At 35.8% G+C, this 23,352-nt stretch carries 21 protein-coding genes, 1 pseudogene and 1 other annotated feature; of the genes and pseudogenes, 21 read left to right on the forward strand and 1 reads right to left on the reverse strand.

The genetic code is table 11. The annotated features are described in order from the left end of the window. The first annotated feature begins 887 nt into the window (after positions 1 to 887). The 20 genes from O3636_RS01610 (at position 888) to trpA (ending at position 22,312) form a co-directional block, all read left to right on the forward strand. On the forward strand, positions 888 to 2,996 hold the full coding sequence (locus O3636_RS01610) for a glycosyl hydrolase family 28-related protein (protein WP_371641443.1): 2,109 nt from the start codon (positions 888 to 890) through the stop codon (positions 2,994 to 2,996). Next, the gene (locus O3636_RS01615) at positions 2,980 to 3,726 is read left to right on the forward strand and encodes a protein phosphatase 2C domain-containing protein (protein WP_078148259.1); all 747 of its coding nucleotides are present in this window, start codon (positions 2,980 to 2,982) and stop codon (positions 3,724 to 3,726) included. The genes O3636_RS01610 and O3636_RS01615 overlap by 17 nt, the downstream gene beginning before the upstream one ends. Positions 3,727 to 3,784: 58 nt before the next feature. After that, a complete protein-coding gene (locus O3636_RS01620; RefSeq protein WP_371641444.1) occupies positions 3,785 to 4,426 on the forward strand; it encodes a phosphate uptake regulator PhoU in 642 nt (213 codons plus the stop codon). Positions 4,427 to 4,438: 12 nt separating this feature from the next. Beyond that, positions 4,439 to 5,914 (forward strand): UDP-glucose--hexose-1-phosphate uridylyltransferase, encoded by a 1,476-nt coding sequence (gene galT, locus O3636_RS01625; protein WP_371641445.1) that lies wholly within the window; start codon positions 4,439 to 4,441, stop codon positions 5,912 to 5,914. 12 nt (positions 5,915 to 5,926) lie between these two features. Beyond that, entirely contained in the window at positions 5,927 to 6,937 is a 1,011-nt protein-coding gene (gene galE, locus O3636_RS01630; RefSeq protein ID WP_371641446.1) for a UDP-glucose 4-epimerase GalE, read from the forward strand. A 183-nt stretch (positions 6,938 to 7,120) separates the two neighbouring features. Continuing rightward, the gene (locus O3636_RS01635) at positions 7,121 to 7,780 is read left to right on the forward strand and encodes a DUF1868 domain-containing protein (protein WP_000793811.1); all 660 of its coding nucleotides are present in this window, start codon (positions 7,121 to 7,123) and stop codon (positions 7,778 to 7,780) included. 24 nt (positions 7,781 to 7,804) lie between these two features. Continuing rightward, complete coding sequence (locus O3636_RS01640; RefSeq protein WP_000738376.1) at positions 7,805 to 8,872, forward strand: extracellular solute-binding protein; 1,068 nt, start codon at positions 7,805 to 7,807, stop codon at positions 8,870 to 8,872. A gap of 100 nt (positions 8,873 to 8,972) precedes the next feature. Next, positions 8,973 to 9,983 (forward strand): ABC transporter ATP-binding protein, encoded by a 1,011-nt coding sequence (locus tag O3636_RS01645; protein WP_033679773.1) that lies wholly within the window; start codon positions 8,973 to 8,975, stop codon positions 9,981 to 9,983. Positions 9,984 to 9,994: 11 nt separating this feature from the next. Next, entirely contained in the window at positions 9,995 to 11,686 is a 1,692-nt protein-coding gene (locus O3636_RS01650) for an ABC transporter permease (RefSeq protein ID WP_371641447.1), read from the forward strand. Positions 11,687 to 11,688: 2 nt separating this feature from the next. After that, a complete protein-coding gene (locus O3636_RS01655) occupies positions 11,689 to 12,399 on the forward strand; it encodes an MgtC/SapB family protein (protein WP_371641448.1) in 711 nt (236 codons plus the stop codon). Positions 12,400 to 12,494: 95 nt separating this feature from the next. Next, complete coding sequence (locus O3636_RS01660) at positions 12,495 to 12,863, forward strand: hypothetical protein (protein WP_023943875.1); 369 nt, start codon at positions 12,495 to 12,497, stop codon at positions 12,861 to 12,863. A 107-nt stretch (positions 12,864 to 12,970) separates the two neighbouring features. Next, a complete protein-coding gene (locus tag O3636_RS01665; protein ID WP_371641449.1) occupies positions 12,971 to 13,972 on the forward strand; it encodes a LacI family DNA-binding transcriptional regulator in 1,002 nt (333 codons plus the stop codon). 214 nt (positions 13,973 to 14,186) lie between these two features. Then, positions 14,187 to 14,417 (forward strand) — a binding site (T-box leader). Positions 14,418 to 14,580: 163 nt separating this feature from the next. Then, on the forward strand, positions 14,581 to 15,759 hold the full coding sequence (gene trpB / locus O3636_RS01670) for a tryptophan synthase subunit beta (RefSeq protein ID WP_371641450.1): 1,179 nt from the start codon (positions 14,581 to 14,583) through the stop codon (positions 15,757 to 15,759). Positions 15,760 to 16,052: 293 nt separating this feature from the next. After that, the gene (trpE, locus tag O3636_RS01675; protein WP_371641451.1) at positions 16,053 to 17,414 is read left to right on the forward strand and encodes an anthranilate synthase component I; all 1,362 of its coding nucleotides are present in this window, start codon (positions 16,053 to 16,055) and stop codon (positions 17,412 to 17,414) included. After that, positions 17,411 to 17,977: an aminodeoxychorismate/anthranilate synthase component II gene (locus tag O3636_RS01680; RefSeq protein WP_371641452.1), complete on the forward strand. Its 567-nt coding sequence runs from the start codon at positions 17,411 to 17,413 to the stop codon at positions 17,975 to 17,977. Before trpE ends, O3636_RS01680 begins: the two co-directional genes overlap by 4 nt. A gap of 10 nt (positions 17,978 to 17,987) precedes the next feature. Further along, positions 17,988 to 18,992, forward strand: coding sequence for an anthranilate phosphoribosyltransferase (gene trpD / locus O3636_RS01685; protein WP_371641453.1), 1,005 nt, complete (start codon positions 17,988 to 17,990; stop codon positions 18,990 to 18,992). Then, the gene (gene trpC, locus O3636_RS01690) at positions 18,989 to 19,756 is read left to right on the forward strand and encodes an indole-3-glycerol phosphate synthase TrpC (RefSeq protein ID WP_371641454.1); all 768 of its coding nucleotides are present in this window, start codon (positions 18,989 to 18,991) and stop codon (positions 19,754 to 19,756) included. Before trpD ends, trpC begins: the two co-directional genes overlap by 4 nt. Next, positions 19,743 to 20,342, forward strand: a complete 600-nt coding sequence (locus tag O3636_RS01695; RefSeq protein WP_371641455.1) for a phosphoribosylanthranilate isomerase — start codon at positions 19,743 to 19,745, stop codon at positions 20,340 to 20,342. The genes trpC and O3636_RS01695 overlap by 14 nt, the downstream gene beginning before the upstream one ends. Beyond that, entirely contained in the window at positions 20,320 to 21,543 is a 1,224-nt protein-coding gene (trpB, locus tag O3636_RS01700; RefSeq protein ID WP_371641456.1) for a tryptophan synthase subunit beta, read from the forward strand. Before O3636_RS01695 ends, trpB (O3636_RS01700) begins: the two co-directional genes overlap by 23 nt. Next, positions 21,536 to 22,312, forward strand: a complete 777-nt coding sequence (gene trpA / locus O3636_RS01705; protein WP_371641457.1) for a tryptophan synthase subunit alpha — start codon at positions 21,536 to 21,538, stop codon at positions 22,310 to 22,312. The genes trpB (O3636_RS01700) and trpA overlap by 8 nt, the downstream gene beginning before the upstream one ends. Here the strand turns inward: trpA and O3636_RS01710 are convergent. Beyond that, positions 22,284 to 22,385 (reverse strand): annotated as a pseudogene (locus O3636_RS01710) (prepilin peptidase); the annotation flags it as partial. The gene trpA and the pseudogene O3636_RS01710 sit on opposite strands and share 29 nt — an antisense overlap. A gap of 228 nt (positions 22,386 to 22,613) precedes the next feature. On the opposite strand from O3636_RS01710, the gene O3636_RS01715 reads away from it, so the two are divergent. Further along, the gene (locus tag O3636_RS01715; RefSeq protein ID WP_071478875.1) at positions 22,614 to 23,345 is read left to right on the forward strand and encodes a hypothetical protein; all 732 of its coding nucleotides are present in this window, start codon (positions 22,614 to 22,616) and stop codon (positions 23,343 to 23,345) included. Positions 23,346 to 23,352: the final 7 nt, after the last annotated feature.

A 23,352-nucleotide genomic window follows, 5' to 3' on the forward strand; every position in this document is an offset into this window, starting at 1 on the left:
TAAAAAGTCTAATTGATTGTAAAACTGTTGTTTTAAATTGAAAGTCCTATAGTAAAATGAAATAAAAACAGGACAAATCAATCAGGATAGTCAAATTAATTTCTAGCAATATTTTAGAAGCAAAGGTGTACTCTTATAGTTTCAATATACTGTATGGTTTGAAATGAGATGTGAGCAATTTGGTGTAGCATTTAGAATTTTTATTAGGCATCATTTAGAAAATGTAGTGTCTTGTTCTAGTTTTCAATTCACCCTATTTTTTGAAAGACGCGAGTTTCCACGATGAGGTTGTGGAAACTCGCGTCTTTCTTTTTTGTTTTCAGAATATTGTTCAAAGTTTTGAGACTATTTTTCATGTTCTAGTCATTCTTTTGAAATAATCTATAAAACACGTGTCTACAATGATTTATATGTCCTATTCCAGTATTTTAGAAGAACTGCGTCTATTTTTATAGAGCTTGAATCTAGCTTTTATAGAAAATCTATTTAAGAAATATATTGTATTGTTTTGATTTCAATCCGCTATATGAACGATATTCATGTAAATATACCTGGCGAATGCTTGCATGACAAGATATTTGTTCTTGTATTTATAAATTAGTATTTTACGAGATGTCAACATGCTTTAAATACAGTGAATAGGATATTTTTATGTTCAAGCTAAGAAAGATAGTAATCACTTTTGAATGGAAGGTTAAAGAATTATTAGAAGTATGGTTAGATATATAAATGGTCACGCTTTCACAATTTTGATATTTTATTGTGTTATTCCTTGACAATTTTGATTTAAAAATATATTATAAAGAAAATGACAGCGGTGTCATTTTCTGGTATGGAATTTATATGAATATTAAATTAGGACATAATATTTTTAATTGGAGGCTAATATGAAATCTTTTCAACAAAATGAGGTTTTCTCTATTCGTAAGTCTAAGGTGGGAGTTTGCTCAGTTCTCTTAGCGGTTTTATTTATTGGAACACAAAGTGTTTTAGCTAATGAAGTAGTTGGTGAAACTTCTTCGTCTAAAGATAATATGCAAATGAACTCTTTGTTGAGTAGCACATCTACATCATTATCTGCGGAACCCCATTCTGATACTCTCAGTCTTGATAACAATTCAAGTTTAAGTACTGATAATAATGGAGGAGTGAGTATTAATCAAAATAAACCTGATATAACAAATGATACTATGATGGGTAACATCTCTGGGATGGAAGTGAATACTATTTTAAGTACTAATCTGAACGAAGACGTAGCTTTGAATGTAAAAGATTATGGAGCAATAGGTGACGGGGTTAATGATGATCGTCAAGCAATTCAAGATACAATAGATGCTGCAGCTAAAGGACTAGGTGGAGGAAATGTATATTTTCCTGAAGGAACTTATTTAGTAAAAGAAATTGTTTTTTTAAAGAGTCATACACACTTAGAATTGAATGAGAAAGCTACCATTCTAAATGGTATAAATATTAAGAATCACCCTTCCATTGTTTTTATGACAGGTTTATTTACGGATGATGGTGCGCAAGTAGAATGGGGCCCAACAGAAGATATTAGTTATTCTGGTGGTACTATTGATATGAACGGTGCTTTGAATGAAGAAGGAACTAAAGCAAAAAATCTACCACTTATAAATTCTTCAGGTGCATTTGCTATTGGGAATTCAAATAACGTAACTATAAAAAATGTAACATTCAAGGATAGTTATCAAGGGCATGCTATTCAAATTGCAGGTTCGAAAAATGTATTAGTCGATAATTCTCGTTTTCTTGGTCAAGCTTTACCTAAAACTATGAAAGATGGGCAAATTATAAGTAAGGAGAGTATTCAGATTGAACCATTGACTAGAAAAGGTTTTCCTTATGCTTTGAATGATGATGGGAAAAAATCTGAAAATGTTACTATTCAAAATTCATATTTTGGTAAAAGTGATAAATCTGGAGAATTAGTAACAGCAATTGGTACACACTATCAAACATTGTCGACACAGAACCCCTCTAATATTAAAATTTTAAATAATCATTTTGATAACATGATGTATTCTGGTGTACGTTTTACAGGATTTACTGATATTTTAATTAAAGGAAATAGATTTGATAAGAAAGTAAAAGGAGAAAGTGTACATTATAGAGAAAATGGTGCAGCCTTAATAAATGCTTTTAGTTATAAAAATGTAAAAGATGAACTTGACTTAAATAAGAAAGTCGTTATTACTGAAAATACATTTTATATTTCTGATCCTAAAACAAAGGCTATTAGAGTAGCAAAAGATAGTGCAGAATATTTAGGAAAAGTATCAGATATTACTGTAACAAAAAATGTAATTAATAATAATTCTAAGGAAACAGAACAACCAAATATTGAATTATTACGAGTTAGTGATAATTTAGTAGTCTCAGAGAATAGTATATTCGGTGGTAAAGAAGGAATTGTTATTGAGGATTCAAAGGGTAAAATAACCGTTTTAAATAACCAATTTTATAATTTATCCGGTAAGTATATATCATTCATCAAATCTAATGCAAATGGGAAAGAACCAGTTATACGTGATAGCGATGGTAATTTCAATATTGTAACGGAGAATGGGCTTTACAAAATTGTAACAAATAACTTAAGTGATAAAAACGAAAAAGAAAAAAACAAAGAGGAAAAATTTAAAACAAGTTCATATGTGCATGAAAAACAATCTAATTCAAATAATGTAATTGATAGTAACCAGAAGAAAGGAGAGTTTAACTCAAGTAAAGATAATAGACAAATTAATGACAAGATTGACAATAAACAAGATAATAAGATAGAAGAAGTGAACCATAAAATAGTTGGAGATGGCAGAGAAACTGAAAATCATATTAATAAATCTAAAGAAATAGTAGATGTAAAACAAAAATTACCAAAGACTGGTTCGAACAAGATTATGGAACTATTCTTAACAGTGACAGGGATTGGTTTACTTTTGACACTTAAAGGGTTGAAGTATTATGGTAAAGATAAATAAAATTTGTTCGATACAAGGAAGTTCCGTAGAAAATGAGGATACTGTAGGTTCACAAAATCAGTATTTTTGGATTATTGATGGAGCTACAGATTTATATAATTCTAAAGAGGAGATAGGTTATTCAGTCTCAGAAGTTGTACATATTTTATCAGAAAGTTTGTCGGTTAATTGTAAAGAATCAAAAACTCTTAAACAAATATTTGAAACTGCTTTACTCGAGGTTAAAGATGAAATCGGTTTAAACTCATATGAATTAACAGAGTATTATCGCTTACCAACATTTGCTTTTATATTTGCTAAACTTTCAGAAAAAAAGTTGGAGTATATGATGCTAGGAGACTGCGTCATGTTAGTAAACGAAATGGAAATAACTGATCATAGAGTAGATAACTTATTTGAAAAAGGGAAAAATGAGATAAAAGATTCAATTGGTACAAATAGTGTTTTAAATAAAAAAATAATTTTACAAAAAATCAGAAAATTATCTAATCAACCGAGTGGGTACTGGATAGGTTCGTTGGATGAGAGGTTTTTAGACCATGCTATTATTAATCAAATAGATGTTACTAGTGAACAAATTGTTTTAATGAGCGATGGCTTTTATGAATTCTATCAAAATAATCAAAATAAAACTTTTGAAGAGTTAATTAAGATGAGATTTAATTCTTCTGCTATTGATCCAATCTATGGAAAGAAGGATGATGCAAGTATTCTAGTTATTGATGTTTGATATATTGTTTAAAATATTAATTGTTACTATATAAACTTTGTTAAGAAGAGGTACCTAAATGTTAAGGTTATATTTAGAAAATGAAATTATAGAATTATCAAATAATTTAGAGACCATTTGGGTATCTGTGCTTGATAAATATGAGAAGTCATTTGAATATTTATCAAATGAAGAACGAGTAGAATTGATTAAAGAAGATTTAATCATAAATGAGTCAGTTCTAAATATTGATAAAAAAGGATTTGAGTTAATTTGTTTACAACATCCTGTTTCATATGACTTAAGAAGAATTATTAGTGTAATAAAAATATCAACTGACATTGAACGTATTGGGGATAGAATTGTTGAAATTTTAAAAAATCTACAGATTATTCAAAATAATGAAAATTTGAAGAAAATTATTTCAGAAATAAAAATACTTCATGAAGTTATCGGACTGCATATGAATAGGGCTATATCTTGTTATAGAGAGGAACAATCTGGATGTTTAGATATGGTTGTTATACAAAAACAGAATGAGATAGAAGAGCTTAGTATAAATATTGAAAAGAAAATAATGAATTACATATTTGAAGATGATGGGAACGTTTCTGAAGTAATTGGTGCTTTAGATATTATTCATCACCTTGATAAAATTGCTCATACTACGCAATCAATTTATAAATGGATAATGTATAGAAAATATGGGAACATAAATTAGAAAGAAAAATATATGAAAACAATTATTGATAATTTTGTTGATAGAGTAATTGAATACGGAATGTATAATGAAATTGACAAAATATATGTGAAAAATAGAGTACTAGCGTTAATAGGTGAGGAGGGAACGGATCGCATTTCCGATGAAAATGACCTGAAACTAATAAAAGATTACTTAGTGGAAATCGCCTTAAAAAACGGTAAAATTAAAGATTTAATCGAGGAAAAGGAATGTTTAGGAGCAGAGTTAATGAATTTCATAGTTCCTTTACCTAGTCGATTAAATGATATTTTTTGGAGTTCATATGATATATCACCTCAAGAAGCAGTTGAAGAGTTTTATAAATTAAGTAAAGATAGTGATTATATTAAAACTTCTGCTATTGCTAAGAATATTGAGTTTCGAGCATCAACTAAATACGGAGAGCTAGAGATTACGATAAATTTGTCAAAACCCGAAAAAGATCCAAAAACAATTGCTGCTGAAAAATTAGTAAAAGCAACTAATTATCCCAAATGTTTACTATGCATGGAAAATGAAGGATATCAGGGGCGAATAAATTATCCAGCACGTTCGAATCATAGAATTATTCGGTTGAAACTTGGTGACGAAGTATGGGGATTCCAGTATTCTCCCTACTCATATTTTAATGAGCATGCGATATTCTTGAATAGTCAACATGTACCAATGGCTATTACCTCTAAAACATTTGAACAATTATTGGAGATTGTTGATATTTTGCCAGGATATTTTGCTGGTTCAAATTCTGATCTTCCTATCTCAGGAGGCTCCATTCTTAGTCATAACCACTACCAGGGAGGGAAATATATTTTCCCAATGGAAAAAGCAAAATTTGAGAGTGAATTTCGTTTTAAAGACTTTGAGGATGTTAATGCTGGTATTGTAAAATGGCCAATGTCAGTAATTAGGTTACAAAGTGAAAATAAAAATCGCTTGTTAGATTTAGCTACTAAAATTCTAAATAAGTGGAGAGAATATTCAGATTTAGAAGTAGACATCATTGCAATGACTGCAGATGTCCCACACCATACGGTGACTCCTATTGCTCGTAAAGTGGACGGAAGATATGAATTAGATATTGTTCTAAGAGATAATCATACTACTGAACAATACCCAGATGGTGTTTTCCATCCTCATCAAGATGTACAACATATTAAAAAGGAAAATATTGGGTTAATCGAAGTGATGGGACTTGCGATTTTACCACCTCGTTTGAAAACAGAGTTAGAAGAAGTTGAGAAATATCTTTTAGGAGAGGATAACGCAATTGCGGATTATCATTTAGAATGGGCCGACCAATTGAAAGAAAAATATCCTCGCATTAATAAAGAAGAGGTTAATAGCGTAGTTCAACACGAAGTAGGACAAGTGTTTGCGAGAGTTCTGGAAGATGCAGGAGTTTATAAGAATACACCGTCTGGGCATGAAGCGTTTATGAGATTTGTTAAGTCGGTTGGAATTAATTAGGAGGAAACCCAAATGGCAATATTGGTAACAGGCGGAGCTGGTTATATTGGTAGCCATACCGTAGTAGAATTACTAAATTTAGGAAAGGAAGTCATCATTGTCGACAACCTTTCGAACTCTAGCATCTTGGTGCTAGATCGTATTGAAGCAATTACAGGGCAACGTCCTGCGTTTTACGAATTAGATGTTTGTGATAAACAAGGATTGAGAAAAGTTTTTGAAAAAGAATCGATTGATGCTGCAATTCATTTTGCAGGTTATAAAGCTGTCGGAGAATCCGTGCAAAAGCCTGTGATGTACTACAAAAATAATATTATGAGTACATTAGCACTTGTTGAAGTGATGTCAGAATTTAATGTTAAAAAGATTGTCTTTTCTTCAAGTGCGACTGTATATGGAATTAACAATCAGTCACCCCTAATTGAGACGATGGAAACAAGTGCGACAAATCCTTATGGGTATACGAAAGTGATGCTTGAACAAATTTTAAAAGATGTTCATGTGGCAGATTCAGAATGGAGTATTGCGTTGCTTCGTTATTTCAATCCAATTGGTGCTCATGAGTCTGGTTTGATTGGGGAAGATCCCTCAGGAATTCCTAACAACTTGATGCCTTATATTGCACAAGTAGCGGTAGGTAAGCTGTCAGAGCTAAGTGTGTTCGGAAATGATTATGATACGCTTGATGGTACTGGTGTGCGTGATTATATCCATGTAGTAGATTTAGCAATAGGACATATAAAAGCTTTAGAAAAAGTATCTGAAAAAACAGATGTTTATATCTATAACCTAGGCTCGGGAGAAGGCACTAGTGTATTACAACTTGTAAATACATTTGAAAGTGTTAATAAGGTCCCTATTCCTTATAAAATAGTTCCAAGACGTTCAGGAGACGTTGCAACTTGTTATGCAAATGCAGACAAAGCATATAAGGAATTAAATTGGAGGACAACAAAATCGATTGAAGACATGTGTAGAGATACATGGAATTGGCAATCAAAAAATCCCAATGGCTATAATTGATGATACTGTCTATATGAGTGCTGTATTTTGGAAAAATTACTTAAACTTTTAATGAAATGCATATTTAATGAAAGATAAATTTTTTTAAAAAATGTTTGAAAGCGCTTGACAAAGTAAACGGTTTCGTTATATAATATAAGCATAGATGACACCGGTGTCAAATATAAAAAAGAGGGTCTTTATATGAAAAACCTAACAAAAATTAAGTTCAAAGAAAATGGAGAATTTAATCATTTTCCAGGAAATACTGTTGTAGCAAATCTTTATACTAAACAAGATTTGATGGAAGTTGTTGATATTATTCAATCACGTTATAGAGAATTACCATTTATCGATAAGTTTACTTTAACTCCAAGGAATTCTATTCACATGACTGTAATTGAATTGTTGTGCCATGAAAATCGTGAAACGGAGTTTTGGAGCAGTAATCTTCCTCTAGATACACCTTTACAGGAAATACATGATTACTTTGCTAAACAACTTGAAATTTTTCCATTGTTGGATGAAGAAATTCATATGCGTGTAACTGAAATGGGAAAACAAAACATATTAGTTGAACCTGCAGATGAAGCTTCTGCAAAGAGATTAGAAGAAATTCGTACTTATGTCTCAGAAAAAGCAGGTGTTCGTTTCCCTAATCATGATAGATATCAATTCCATATTTCAATTGGGTATCTTCGAATTCCTTTAACCGAAGAGGAGGAAGAAGAGTTTACTAAAGTCAGAGCAGAATTAACTGAAATTTTATTAGAGAAGATTCCAACTATTACTGTAAATCGTATTGACTATACTGTATTTGAAGATATGAGACAATTTGTTCCATATCACGAAAAATTTAAATAAAATAATAAAAAAGGAGAACTTATCATGAAAAAAATGAAAGTTTGGTCTACTGTACTTGCAACGGGAGTTGCTCTTACTACACTTGCTGCTTGCTCTGGAGGTTCAAATTCTACGACTGCTTCTTCATCTGAAGAAAAAGCTGATAAAAGTCAAGAATTAGTAATCTATTCGAACTCAGTTTCAAATGGTCGTGGTGATTGGTTAACTGCTAAAGCAAAAGAAGCTGGTTTTAATATAAAAATGGTTGATATTCCTGGCGCTCAATTAGCAGACCGTGTTATTGCCGAGAAGAATAATGCAGTTGCAGATATGGTATTTGGAATTGGTGCTGTTGATTCAAATAAAATTAGAGATCAAAAATTACTAGTCCAGTACAAACCTAAATGGTTAGATAAAATTGATCAATCTTTATCAGATAAAGATAATTATTATAATCCTGTGATTGTTCAACCATTAGTTTTAATTGGGGCGCCTGATGTAAAAGAAATGCCTAAAGATTGGACTGAATTAGGTAGTAAGTATAAAGGTAAATATTCAATTTCTGGTCTTCAAGGTGGTACAGGACGGGCAATTCTAGCAAGTATCTTAGTTCGATACCTTGATGATAAAGGTGAATTAGGTGTTTCCGAAAAAGGTTGGGAAGCAGCAAAAGAATATTTGAAAAATGCATACACTCTTCAAAAGGGAGAAAGTTCAATTGTTAAGATGTTAGACAAAGAAGATCCAATACAATATGGAATGATGTGGGGTTCTGGTGCATTAGTTGGACAAAAAGAACAAAATGTTGTTTTCAAAGTTATGACTCCTGAGATTGGTGTACCATTTGTAACTGAACAAACTATGGTTTTAAGCACTAGTAAAAAACAAGCGTTAGCTAAAGAATTTATTGATTGGTTTGGTCAATCAGAAATTCAAGTAGAATATAGTAAGAACTTTGGATCTATTCCTGCAAATAAAGATGCCCTAACAGAGTTACCTGAAGATACGAAAAAATTTGTTGATCAAGTGAAACCACAAAATATTGACTGGGAAGCTGTTGGAAAGCATTTGGATGAATGGGTAGAAAAAGCTGAATTAGAATACGTACAATAAGAAATAATTTAATTTTTATGTCCAAGTCTCTCTATTATTTCTAAATTTAAGGAAGAAATAAAGAGAGGCTTTTGGTTTAGTAATAGAGGGAGTTAGTGAGATGATTAAATTTGATAATATTCAAATTAAATATGGTGATTTTGTTGCAATTGATAATCTGAATTTAGATATACATGAAGGGGAATTTTTTACATTTCTTGGGCCTTCAGGATGTGGTAAATCAACTACTTTGAGAGCATTGGTAGGTTTTCTAGATCCATCATCAGGAAGTATTGAAGTTAATGGAACAGATGTCACTCATTTGGAACCTGAAAAGCGTGGAATTGGTATTGTATTTCAATCTTATGCGCTATTTCCAACTATGACTGTTTTTGATAATATTGCATTTGGTTTAAAAGTTAAGAAGGTAGCTCCAGATGTTATTAAAGCAAAAGTATCAGCAGTAGCAGCAAAAATTAAGATCTCTGATCAACAGTTACAGCGTAATGTATCAGAATTATCTGGGGGTCAACAACAAAGGGTAGCATTGGCTCGTGCTCTGGTTCTTGAACCTAAAATTCTTTGTCTAGATGAACCATTGTCAAACCTTGATGCAAAATTACGTGTAGATTTGAGAAAAGAGTTGAAAAGACTTCAAAAAGAGTTAGGTATTACTACTTTATATGTTACTCATGATCAAGAAGAAGCCTTGACTTTATCTGATAGAATTGCAGTCTTTAACAATGGATACATCGAACAGGTCGGTACACCAGTAGAAATTTATCATAATTCTCAAACTGAATTTGTATGTGATTTTATTGGAGATATTAATGTTTTGACCGATGAAACAGTCCACGAAGTATTACTGAAAAATGCAAGCGTTTTCTTAGAAGATAAAAAAGGATACATTCGATTAGAGAAAGTTCGATTCAATCGTGAAACTGAACAAGATTTCATTCTAAAAGGGACAATTATTGATGTTGAGTTTTCTGGAGTTACAATTCACTATACAATAAAAGTTTCTGAAAGTCAGATTCTTAATGTAACAAGTATTGATAGTCAGGCTGCTATTAGATCTGTCGGAGAAAGTGTGGAATTATTTATCACACCATCAGACGTTCTGCAATTTTAAGGAGGTGCAGTATGCGTCATAAATTAAATTTAAAAGATTGGCTTATTCGTTTAGGGTTAATCTGGTTCTTAGTAACATTTATTATTTATCCAAACTTTGATCTAGTAGTGAATGTATTTGTAAAAGGAGGAGAATTTTCCCTTGATGCTGTACATCGTGTTCTAAAATCTCAAAGGGCACTTCAGAGTATTATGAACAGTTTTAAGTTGGCATTTTCACTCATTATTACAGTTAATATCGTAGGTATTCTTTGTGTTCTATTTACAGAGTACTTTGATATTAAAGGTGCTAAAATTTTAAAATTAGGTTATATGACCTCTTTAATTTATGGAGGAGTGGTTTTAGCGACTGGATATAAATTTGTCTATGGTCCTTATGGATTGATAACAAAATTTTTACAAAATGTTATCCCTTCTTTAGACCCTAACTGGTTTATTGGGTATGGTGCAGTCTTATTCATTATGACATTTTCAGGAACTGCTAATCATACATTGTTTTTAACAAATACAATTCGAAGCGTTGACTATCACACTATTGAGGCTGCTCGAAATATGGGAGCAAAACCATTTACTGTTTTCCGAAAAGTAGTGTTACCAACCTTAATTCCAACTCTATTTGCACTTACTATTATGGTTTTTCTTAGTGGTCTATCTGCAGTAGCAGCACCCATGATTGTTGGTGGTAAAGGATTTCAAACTATAAATCCAATGATTATTACATTTGCAGGGATGGGGAATTCTCGTGATTTAGCTGCCTTACTTGCAATTATTTTAGGTATTGCAACTACAATTTTGCTTACTATCATGAATAAGATAGAAAAAGGTGGAAATTATATTTCTATCTCTAAGACTAAAGCGCCTCTAAAAAAACAAAAAATTGCGTCTAAGCCTTGGAATATCATTGCTCACATTGTAGCATATGGATTGTTCACAGTTTTCATGCTTCCACTAATTTTTATAGTTTTATACTCATTTACAGATCCTGTTGCAATTCAAACAGGTAACTTATCATTATCAAACTTTACTTTAGAGAATTATCGCTTATTCTTTAGTAATAGTGTGGCATTCTCTCCATTCTTGGTCAGCTTTATTTACTCTATTATCGCTGCGACAACAGCAACAATTCTCGCAGTTGTATTTGCTCGTGTTGTAAGAAAACATAAAGCTCGTTTTGATTTCTTATTTGAATATGGTGCTCTACTTCCTTGGTTGCTACCAAGTACACTTTTAGCAGTAAGTTTATTATTTACTTTTAATCAGCCACAATTTCTTGTCTTGAATCAGATTTTGGTAGGTAGTTTGGTAATTCTACTTATTGCATATATAGTTGTAAAAATCCCATTTTCTTATAGAATGGTACGTGCTATTTTATTTAGTGTTGATGATGAGATGGAAGATGCAGCAAGAAGTATGGGTGCTTCACCTTTTTATACTATGATGAAGGTTATCATTCCATTTATTTTACCGGTTGTTCTCTCTGTTATTGCTTTAAACTTTAACTCTTTATTAACTGACTTCGACTTATCTGTATTTCTTTACCATCCATTAGCTCAACCGTTGGGTATAACTATTCGTTCAGCAGGTGATGAAACAGCAACTTCAAATGCTCAAGCACTTGTATTCGTTTATACTATTGTATTAATGATAATTTCTGGTTCTGTATTATACTTTACTCAGAGACCAGCTAGTAGGAAAAGGAAATAATAATGAATGCAACAAGCTTAGGACTATCATATATCGAAATTGTATTAAGAATTGTACTGTCATTAGTTATTGGTGGAGTAATTGGTTTAGAGAGAGGAAGTAAATCTCAACCAGCAGGTATTCGTACACATAGTATTGTTTGTCTGGCTGCATGTTTAATTATGATGACTAATGAGTATGTATCTTATAAATTTGGTACAGGAGATCCTACACGCTTAGGTGCGCAAGTTATATCAGGTGTTGGTTTTCTTGGGGCTGGAACAATACTTATTACAGATAAAAAGAAAATAACTGGTTTAACAACTGCAGCCGGAATATGGGCTTCAGCTGGAATCGGTCTAGCTATAGGTGTTGGTTTTTATGAAGGAGCCGTACTAGGAGCAATGTCTGTTTGGAGTGTTATAACTATGTTCCAACCTTTAAAAAAATATCTTCAAAGTCGTTCAAAGATAATCGAATTGTATATCGTTGTTAGATCTACAGAGGCATATAATCGGGTACTAGTATACTGTGCTGAGAATGGCATTAGAATGACTGATTCTAGAACTGCATTTGGAGATGTTAATTCAGAAAGAATTGAATATTTTGATGTTCCAGACAAAAAAATCGCATCATTTATTACTCTGGAATTATCAGGTAGATTTGAGCACCTTAAACTAATGGAAGAAATTGCTAATATTGTTGGTGTGATTTATGTTGAGGAAATCAGCTGAAATTTAGTAAACAAAGGGACAGATGTTTTTGTCCTTTTGTTTTTTAGATGTTTTAATCATCTAATTTTTGAGTAGATTTTTGCTCAGAGGTTTTTATGAAAGATTTTAAAATCTATTTTGATTTAGGTAAAATAGAATATTTTGATAATAATTGTTTGATACAAGTATACAAATTTATTTCTTTTTATGATATTTGTGAAATGGTGTTTCCCTTTCATTTACCTCCTGATGAGTTGATAACAAATGTTATTTTTAAAGAAAAAATTAAGTCTATGTTAGAATGTTACATTGACAGGCTATTATATATTTTTATAAATCCAACAATTTTTACTGAAAAAGTTAATCTACAATTTTATGGTAGTTTTTTCTCATATGAATTTATTTGTCGTGAAGTTGGAAACATTCTTAAAAATAAAGGTGTGAATTGCAATTTAAACTTTTTTGAAGGGGAAGAATATTTGTAAAATTAATTTTGTGAATTTGTGGATCTTAAATAATTTACAAAATTCTCTTGTTAAAAAAAATTAAATATTGTATAGTAATATTAGAATGTTCGTAATGGAGGACTGAAATGAAAAATATAAATGGGAAAAAGGTAACTATTTATGATATTGCACGTTTATCAGGTTTTTCTCCAAAAACAGTTTCACGAGTTATTAATGGTGGAGTAAATGTTAAAGAAGAAACTTATCAAGCGATTCAAAAAGTTATAGAGGAATTGTCGTATATTCCAAATGCGTATGCAAAAAATTTAACTAAAAAAGAAGCTATAAATATATTGATTTCTGTAAAAAAAATCGACTCTTTTCCTTTAATTTGGTTTAAAACTTTATTAGATAAAGTTTTACAAACTTGTAAAGAGTATGGTGTTAACGCTATTGTTGAATATTTTAGTGAAGAAGATACAATTAGTAATTCAATAATCTCGAGTACAGGAAGCTTGATAGATGGTGTAATAGTATTTTATGAAAGTAAAGAAGATATTCGGATTAATTACTTGCAAAAGAATAAAATGCCATTCATAGTTTTTGGAGAATCTAGAACACCTAATGTTGTGTATGTTTCTAACAACAATTTTCAGGCCACTTATGACATGATGAAATTAGTATCAAAAGAAAACATTAATAGTATGTGGTTACTTATGGGAGGAGAATCCCTTGTTAATATTGATCGAGAGAGAGGGGTTCGTGCTTTTTTAAATGATAATAACTATGAAATGGATTTGAAAGTAGTATATGGTCTAACTACAATAGATTCTGTTTATTCATATGCTACAAGACATCTATCTAATCAAAATTATCCTGATTTGATTTTTGTATCCGGTGATGAAAAAGTACAGGGATTGATTCGTTCTTGCTATGAGAAGGAAATTACCATTCCTGATGATATTTCAATAATCGGATTTGACAATATTCCAATTTCTCAATATTATACTCCAGCTTTATCTACAATTTCTCCTAATTATGTTAAATTAGCTCAAGAAATGATTGAAGGGGTATTAGCAATTATAAAGGGGGAAAGTGTCACATCTGTTGAAGTTTCTACTAAACTTGTTAGGAGACAGAGTTTCTAGTATTGTTTAATTCTTGAAAATCCTAATGGAAAAGATGGAGTGTTCTAAAGTAAGTTCTGTTTAGCATCTATTCAGTTTCTATTGAGTTGGATCCAATTTCCAACAAGTGGGACATTTTCACGTTCGATTTACTAAAGACATTATCACATTCGAATCACACATCTTTCAAAAAAATTGTAAAAAAGTCTTGACAAAGGAAAAACAAAGTATTAAAATAAGTTCAATAAATCAGAAAAGTAACTATTTTTGATCTTCAGGGAGCCTGTGGTGATTGTGAACAGGTGGTTGGAAGTAGTGAAAGTGGGCTGATTTTAAAAATGAATTTGAAACAATGAAAATTCGGTGCGCACACCTTACAGTGCAACTTGTTGTTAGACAAGGTAGAGATGTAAAGGGGATAGTCCCTTTATAATTGAGGTGGCACCGCGTTACCAACGCCCTCACACGGAAGTATTTTCTGTGTGTGGGCTTTTTTCTATCCGTCGTTTTGTTTATCTTTTATTAGGGCGTTAAGTCGCTTTGATGAACTTGAGTTCTATCTGCAGCTCCTTGCCTACTACTAAAAGCAAACAAAACGGCCGGATTCATACGGAAAGAGGAAAAATTTTATGACAACTAAAGGTTATTTTGGACAATTTGGTGGTAGTTTTGTACCGGAGCCGATTCAGGCTTTGTTGGATGAATTGGAAGTGACATTTGATAAGTACAAGGATGATCCAGAGTTTTTGGCAGAATTTCGTCATTACTTGAAGGACTATTCAGGTCGCGAAACACCGCTCTATTTTGCGGAAAGTTTGACAGAGCACCTAGGTGGAGCTAAGATTTATCTCAAACGTGAAGACCTTAACCACCTTGGTTCTCACAAGCTCAACAACGTTTTAGGACAAATTCTTTTGGCTAAACGCATGGGCAAAAAACGAGTAATTGCGGAAACAGGAGCTGGTCAGCACGGTGTTGCGACAGCAGCGGCTGCAGCCAAGTTTGGTATGGCCTGTGATGTCTACATGGGGGCAGAGGATGTGGAGCGTCAACGTCTCAATGTTTTCCGTATGGAGATGATGGGAGCAACTGTTCACGCAGTTGAAACAGGGACTCGTACCCTCAAAGATGCTGTTGATGCAGCCTTTGGAGCATGGATGAATGACCTTGAAGCCTTCTACGTTCTGGGATCTGCTGTTGGACCTCACCCTTATCCTACTATTGTCCATGAGTTCCAAAAGGTCATCAGTGAAGAATCTCGCCGTCAAATTTTAGAAAAAGAAGGTCGTTTACCAGACTACGTTATTGCCTGTGTAGGTGGTGGTTCCAATGCTATTGGTGCATTTTCACAGTATGTGACTGATGAAGAAGTTAAATTGGTTGGGGTCGAAGCTGCTGGTCATGGACTTGATACAGATAAGCACGCAGCTACTATGACAAAGGGTAGTATCGGAATTGTCGACGGCATGAAGACTTATGCAGTCTTTAAGGAAGATGGAGAGTTAGCTCCAGTTTACTCTATCTCAGCTGGATTGGACTATCCAGGGGTTGGCCCAGAACACGCCTACTTTAAAGATTCAGGTCGCGTGGAATATGTGGCTGCGACGGATGAAGAAGCTGTTCAGGCTCTCCTCCTTCTCAGCAAGACTGAAGGAATTATCCCAGCGATTGAAAGTTCGCACGCTATCGCAGAAGCAGTTAAACGTGCACCGAAACTAAGTAAAGACGACATTATCATCATCAATGTCTCTGGTCGTGGAGACAAGGACGTAGCTGCGATTGCAGCCTACCTTGAAGCTAAAAAATAAAAGATGGAAAATTTACAGTCTTTTCTCTCACAGAGAGCTTGTGGTCGCTGGAAACAAGCAGAGAAAGTTGTAAGGTTGGGTCCATCTGAAACGAGAGAAGAAAACATAATTCTCAAGGGAGTGCCCTTTATCGCACAGCCTGTTACAGAATCTTTCTAAGACAGGAATGAGAGATAGGAGAAATCCTATAATTGAGGTGGCACCGCGAATTTCGTCCTCACGCAAGTTATTTTGCGTGGGGATTTTTCATACAGTCGCCACGGACTAGAAGTAGAACTGAAAGGGAAATTACAATGGAACGAATCATTCATGGAGATGTCTTATCACCAATCTTGGCTTATATGCGTCTAAAGGGGCAACACAAGGTTATTTTAGAAAGTATTCCGAGAGACAAGGAAACTGCTCGTTTTTCTATCTTAGCCTATAATCCAGTTTTTGAGATTAAGTTTGAAAATGGAGTTCTCTATCAAAATGGGCAAGTGATTGATCGTGATCCCTTGGATTTCCTTTATGAAGTGACTCATAAGAGCCAGCACCATTCAGAGCTACCTTTTGGTGGTGGGGCAATTGGTTTTGTTGGTTACGATATGATTTCGCTTTATGAAGAAATTGGTCAAATTCCTGAAGATACTATTGGAACACCAGACATGCATTTCTTCGTCTATGAGAGTTACATGGTCTTTGACCATAAGAAGGAAAAAATTCATGTCATCGAGGAGGCTCTCTATAGTGAGCGTAGTCAAGAGGCCTTGGAAAAAGCCTTGAACCAAGTGCTTGAGGAATTACGCATTCCTGCTCCAAATGAATTTGAAGACTTGGATCTATCTCCGTTAGACTTCAAACCCCATATCGCTCCTCAGAAGTTTGAGGAAATGGTGGAAACAGCTCGTGACTTGATTCGTAACGGGGATATGTTCCAATGCGTACTCAGCCAGCGCTTCTCAGCAGAAGTTACTGGAAATCCATTTGACTTCTACAGAAATCTCCGCGTGACTAATCCTTCTAATTACCTTTATTTCTATGATTTTGGGGATTATCAAATCATCGGTGCCAGTCCAGAAAGTTTGGTTTCTGTCAAAAATGGCATCGTGACAACCAATCCGATTGCAGGGACACGACCAAGAGGAGCTACGGATGAAGAAGACAAGGCTTTGGCGACAGACCTACTTTCGGATGAGAAGGAAACAGCAGAGCATCGGATGTTAGTAGACTTGGGGCGAAATGATATTGGTCGCATCTCTGAAACGGCCAGTGTCCAAGTCACTAAGTATATGGAAGTGGAGCTCTTCCGTTATGTTATGCATTTGACCAGCGTGGTCAAGGGGCGTTTGCTTCCAGAACTCACTGCCATGGATGCCTTGAAAGCAACACTTCCTGCTGGAACAGTGTCAGGAGCACCAAAGATTCGGGCCATGAGACGCATCTATGAACTGGAAACAGAAAAACGGGGTGTATACGCAGGAGCAATCGGCTACTTGTCTGCGACGGGTGATATGGATTTGGCCATTGCCATCCGAACTATGATTCTCAAAAATCAAACAGCCTATGTGCAGGCTGGAGCAGGGATTGTCTACGACTCTATCGCCCAAAACGAATACCAAGAAACCATTAACAAAGCAAAATCTATGACTAGAATTGGAGAACTAAGACCATGATTTTATTGATTGACAACTATGATTCTTTTACCTATAACTTGGCCCAATACATTGGGAATTTTGCAGAAGTTCAGGTCTTGAGAAATGATGATCCCAAGCTGTATGAAGAAGCTGAAAAAGCAGATGGTCTGGTCTTTTCTCCTGGTCCAGGTTGGCCAGTTGATGCTGGAAAGATGGAAGACATGATTCGTGATTTTGCTGGCAAGAAGCCGATTCTTGGGATTTGTTTGGGTCACCAAGCCATTGCAGAAGTCTTTGGCGGTAAGCTAGGCTTGGCTCCCAAAGTCATGCATGGGAAACAGAGCAATATCAGCTTTGAAGCGCCATCTGTTTTGTATCAAGGTATTGAGGATGGTCGTGCGGTCATGCGTTACCACAGTATTTTAATTGAGGAAATGCCAGAAGATTTTGAAGTGACAGCTCGTTCGATTGATGACCAAGCCATCATGGGGATTCAACATAAAAACCTACCGATTTATGGCTTCCAGTACCATCCAGAGAGCATTGGAACGCCAGATGGCTTGTCTTCTATTCGGAATTTTATCGAGAAGGTTGTAAAGTGAGGAAACTAGGATGAAAGAGATTATTGAAAAACTAGCAAAATTTGAAAATTTATCAGGTGTGGAAATGACGGATGTCATCGAGCGTATCGTAACTGGCCGTGTAACGGAGGCGCAGATTGCTTCTCTCCTCTTAGCTCTTAAGATGAAGGGGGAAACACCTGAAGAACGCACAGCCATTGCCCAAGTCATGAGAGGGCATGCCCGACATATTCCAACTGAGATTCATGATGCCATGGACAACTGTGGTACAGGTGGTGACAAGTCTTTCAGCTTTAACATCTCCACAACTGCAGCTTTTGTCTTGGCTGGTGGCGGTGTTCACATGGCAAAACATGGTAACCGCTCGATTTCTTCTAAATCTGGTTCTGCAGATGTCCTCGAAGCCTTGGGCATCAATCTTGACCTCAAACCAGCTGAACTAGGTAAGGTCTTTGATAAAACTGGAATCGTCTTTCTCTTCGCTAAAAATATGCACCCAGCAATGAAATACATCATGCCAGCTCGTTTGGAACTAGGAATTCCAACAATCATGAACTTGACTGGTCCCCTGATTCATCCAATGGCCTTGGAAACACAGCTTCTTGGAATTAGTCGTCCAGAATTGCTAGAAAGTACAGCTCAGGTTTTGAAAAATATGGGTCGTAAACGTGCTATCGTGGTTGCTGGGCCAGAAGGATTGGATGAAGCTGGTTTGAATGGAACAACCAAGATTGCTCTGCTTGAAAATGGCGAAATCAGCTTGTCAAGCTTTACTCCAGAGGATTTGGGAATGGAAGGCTATGCTATGGAAGATATTCGTGGTGGGAATGCTCAGGAAAATGCAGAAATTTTGCTCAGCGTTCTTAAAAATGAACCAAGTCCATTCTTGGAAACGACAGTTTTAAATGCTGGTCTTGGGTTCTATGCTAATGGTAAAGTAGCTAGTATCAAGGAAGGAGTTGCCTTAGCTCGTCAAGTCATTGCTAGTGGCAAGGCCCTTGAAAAACTCATACTGTTACAGGAGCACCAAAAATGAGTCAGGAATTTTTAGCACGAATCTTGGAGCAGAAGGCGCGTGAGGTTGAGCAGATGGAGCTGGAGGAAATTCAACCCCTGCGCCAGACCTATCGCTTGGCTGACTATCTAAAACAACACCAAGACCATCTACAGGTAATCGCTGAAGTTAAGAAGGCTAGCCCTAGTCTGGGAGATATCAATCTCGATGTGGATATTGTGCAACAGGCCCAGACTTATGAAGCGAACGGAGCAGTGATGATTTCTGTTCTGACAGATGAAGTTTTCTTTAAAGGGCATTTGGATTATCTACGGGAGATTTCCAGTCAGGTACAGATTCCGACGCTTAACAAGGACTTTATTATCGATGAAAAGCAAATCATCCGAGCTCGCAATGCAGGTGCGACAGTTATCTTACTCATTGTGGCTGCCTTGTCCGAAGAACGTCTTAAGGAACTTTATGACTATGCGACAGAGCTTGGTCTGGAAGTCTTGGTGGAAACCCACAATCTAGCTGAACTAGAGGTAGCTCACAGACTCGGTGCTCAGATTATTGGGGTTAATAACCGCAACTTGACCACCTTTGAGGTCGATTTGGAGACCAGTGTAGACTTGGCTAAACACTTCAAAGATGATTGCTTGTATATTTCTGAATCAGCTATTTTTACAGGACAGGATGCGAAACGAGTAGCCCCATACTTTAACGGAATTTTGGTAGGGACAGCTCTTATGCAGGCAGAAGATGTGGCCCAGAGAATCAAGGAGTTGCAGATTGACAAAGGTTAAGATTTGTGGATTATCGACCAAAGAAGCGGTGGAGACAGCTGTTTCAGCAGGGGCGGACTACATCGGTTTTGTCTTTGCAGCTAGTAAAAGACAGGTGACCTTGGATCAGGCTGCTGAGCTGGCAAAGCTTATTCCTGCAGATGTCAAAAAGGTTGGTGTATTTGTTTCACCGAGTCGGGCAGAATTGCTAGAAGCGATTGAAAAAGTTGGCTTGGACTTGGTTCAAGTTCACAGTCAGGTGGCAGATGATTTGTTTGAGAATTTGCCTTGTGCCAGTATTCAGGCTGTGCAGGTAGATGGAGAGGGTCATGTACCCAATTCTCAGGCAGATTATCTCCTCTTTGATGCCCCTGTGGCTGGGAGTGGCCAGACCTTTGATTGGGGTCAACTGAATACGATTGGACTAACTCAGCCTTTCTTTATCGCAGGTGGGCTTAATGAAGACAATGTCGTAAAAGCAATTCAACATTTTACTCCCTATGCAGTCGATGTATCGAGCGGAGTGGAGACAGATGGACAAAAAGATCAGGAAAAGATTAGAAGATTTATAGAGAGGGTAAAGAATGGCATATCAAGAACCAAATAAAGATGGATTTTACGGAAAATTCGGTGGACGTTTTGTCCCAGAAACATTGATGACAGCAGTTTTGGAGTTGGAAAAGGCTTATCGTGAAAGTCAGGCAGACCCAAGTTTCCAAGAGGAATTAAACCAACTTTTGCGCCAGTATGTGGGGCGTGAAACTCCTCTTTACTACGCAAAAAACTTGACCCAGCATATCGGCGGAGCCAAGATTTATCTTAAACGTGAAGACCTTAACCATACAGGGGCCCACAAGATTAACAATGCCTTGGGACAAGTTCTTCTGGCTAAACGCATGGGTAAAAAGAAAATTATCGCTGAAACAGGTGCTGGTCAGCACGGTGTGGCAACTGCAACTGCTGCAGCCCTCTTTAACATGGCATGTACCATCTACATGGGTGAGGAAGATGTCAAACGCCAAGCCCTCAATGTCTTCCGTATGGAGCTTTTGGGAGCTAAGGTTGAGGCAGTGACAGACGGTTCGCGCGTGCTCAAGGATGCGGTCAATGCAGCCCTTCGTTCATGGGTAGCTAATATCGATGATACCCACTATATTCTTGGTTCTGCCTTGGGGCCTCATCCATTCCCAGAAATCGTTCGTGACTTCCAAAGTGTCATCGGTAGAGAAGCTAAACAACAGTATCGCGATATGACAGGTCAAGATCTGCCAGATGCTTTAGTAGCCTGTGTTGGTGGTGGTTCTAATGCTATCGGGCTTTTCCATCCCTTTGTAGAAGATGAGTCTGTGGCTATGTATGGGGCTGAAGCAGCAGGACTTGGTGTGGATACGGAGCACCACGCAGCTACCTTGACCAAGGGTCGTCCGGGTGTTCTTCACGGTTCTCTCATGGATGTGCTCCAAGATGCCCATGGTCAAATTCTTGAAGCCTTCTCTATCTCAGCAGGTTTGGACTATCCTGGTATCGGTCCAGAACATTCTCACTACCACGATATTAAACGTGCTAGCTATGTCCCTGTGACGGACGAGGAAGCCTTGGAAGGATTCCAGCTCTTGTCTCGTGTGGAAGGGATTATCCCAGCCTTGGAATCTAGCCATGCTATCGCCTTTGCGGTGAAATTGGCTAAAGAACTTGGACCAGACAAATCCATGATAGTCTGTCTATCAGGTCGTGGTGACAAGGATGTGGTTCAAGTCAAAGACCGCTTGGAAGCAGATGCAGCAAAGAAGGGAGAAGCTCATGCCTAAGACACTAACAGAAAAATTGAAGGCTATAAAAGCAGCTGGAAAAGGAATTTTCGTTCCCTATATCATGGCAGGAGACCACGAGAAAGGTTTGGATGGACTCGCTGAAACAATCCACTTTTTAGAAGATTTGGGTGTCTCTGCAATTGAAGTGGGTATTCCTTTTTCAGATCCTGTCGCAGATGGACCTGTTATCGAAGAAGCTGGCTTGCGCAGTTTAGCCCACGGAACTTCTACCCAGGCTTTGGTTGAAACCTTGAAAACCATTCAAACAGAGGTTCCACTTGTCATCATGACCTACTTCAACCCCCTCTTTCAGTACGGTGTGGAGAACTTTGTCAAAGATTTGGCAGATACAGCGGTTAAGGGCTTGATCATTCCAGACCTTCCTCATGAGCATGCCAATTTTGTGGAGCCTTATTTGGCAGATACAGACATCGCTTTGATTCCCCTAGTTAGTTTGACAACAGGACTTGAGCGTCAAAAAGAGTTGATTGAAGGAGCAGAAGGATTCGTCTATGCGGTTGCCATCAATGGGGTGACAGGGAAATCTGGTAATTACCGTGCAGACTTGGACAAGCACTTGGCACAATTGCATCAAGTGGCTGACATCCCCGTCTTGACAGGATTTGGCGTATCTAGTCAAGCTGATGTAGAACGCTTTAATGCGGTGTCAGATGGTGTTATCGTTGGTTCGAAAATTGTAAAAGCTCTCCATCAAGGAGAGCCGATTCAGGACTTTATCAAACAAGCAGTAGCTTACCAAAAATAATCACACAAGCAGCGAGTAAGAGGAAAGGCACGAAAGGAAGTCTTCCCTTTTTCTTTTGCAGGAGAAAGGCTAGTTTTATAATGAATTGAATCTGGAATAGTACATTATGATTCCTAAAATATTTTAAGAAAGTGATTTGAATTTCCCAATAAATTTGTTCAGTTTTTAATTGATTTTACTATAGAAGATATAATTTTCTAAATTACTCTGATATGCAACTTTAAGAAAAAGCTAATTATTGTAGTAATTTCTTTAAGAAAATGATATAATTCATTAAAAAGAATTTGAAGGAGGAAGAATTATGTTGAATCAGGATCTCTTTGATTCGCTTGAGGCACAAAAAATTGTAGATACTTTGATGAAAGGGCAAAAAGATTATGTAGATGAACGTATAGAAAAAAGAGAGACCATGATAGTGTCGAATGGTTATGCATGGACGCGACCTAATCATATTGATACTGCATTTGCATCAGCAGATTTGTTTGAGTATAAATTAAAATTAGCAGGACAGACTTGGGGATATTTAGAATTTGAAACAAATACAGAAAAATATGGGAAAGTATTGTTAATTATAAAGGGTAAGAAGCGACTTACGAACCAATTTCCTTTGGTACAAAAAAATAAGAGTGGCTACTTATTTGAATATGCTCAGATGAATACACTTTATCTTAATCAACATTCTTCCTATAAAAATGATGAAGATAGTCATTCTTTTCCAATTCAGATGGAGTTAGTTTCTGATGAAATGATTCAAGAAATTGAACAAGCTACTAAAAATTCTAATATCGAAAAATTTATGATTTTAACTTATGAGGCGGACTCAGAAAACAATATTATATCTGTAGATGTTGTTATGCCTGATGCACGAACTGGTCAGTTACACTTGATTCAAGATTTGTCTGAGTATATTCAATCAAGTTCGTACCATTTCGAAGAAGCTAAATATCAAAATATTCCTAATTTTTCAGAATTATCGGAAACAGAAGATTTTGAAATTATTCCAAGAATAGAAAAACAAGAAGGTCAAAAGTAGTAAGGAG

This window comes from Streptococcus sp. 27098_8_76 (genome assembly GCF_041432315.1).
Classification (GTDB): domain Bacteria; phylum Bacillota; class Bacilli; order Lactobacillales; family Streptococcaceae; genus Streptococcus.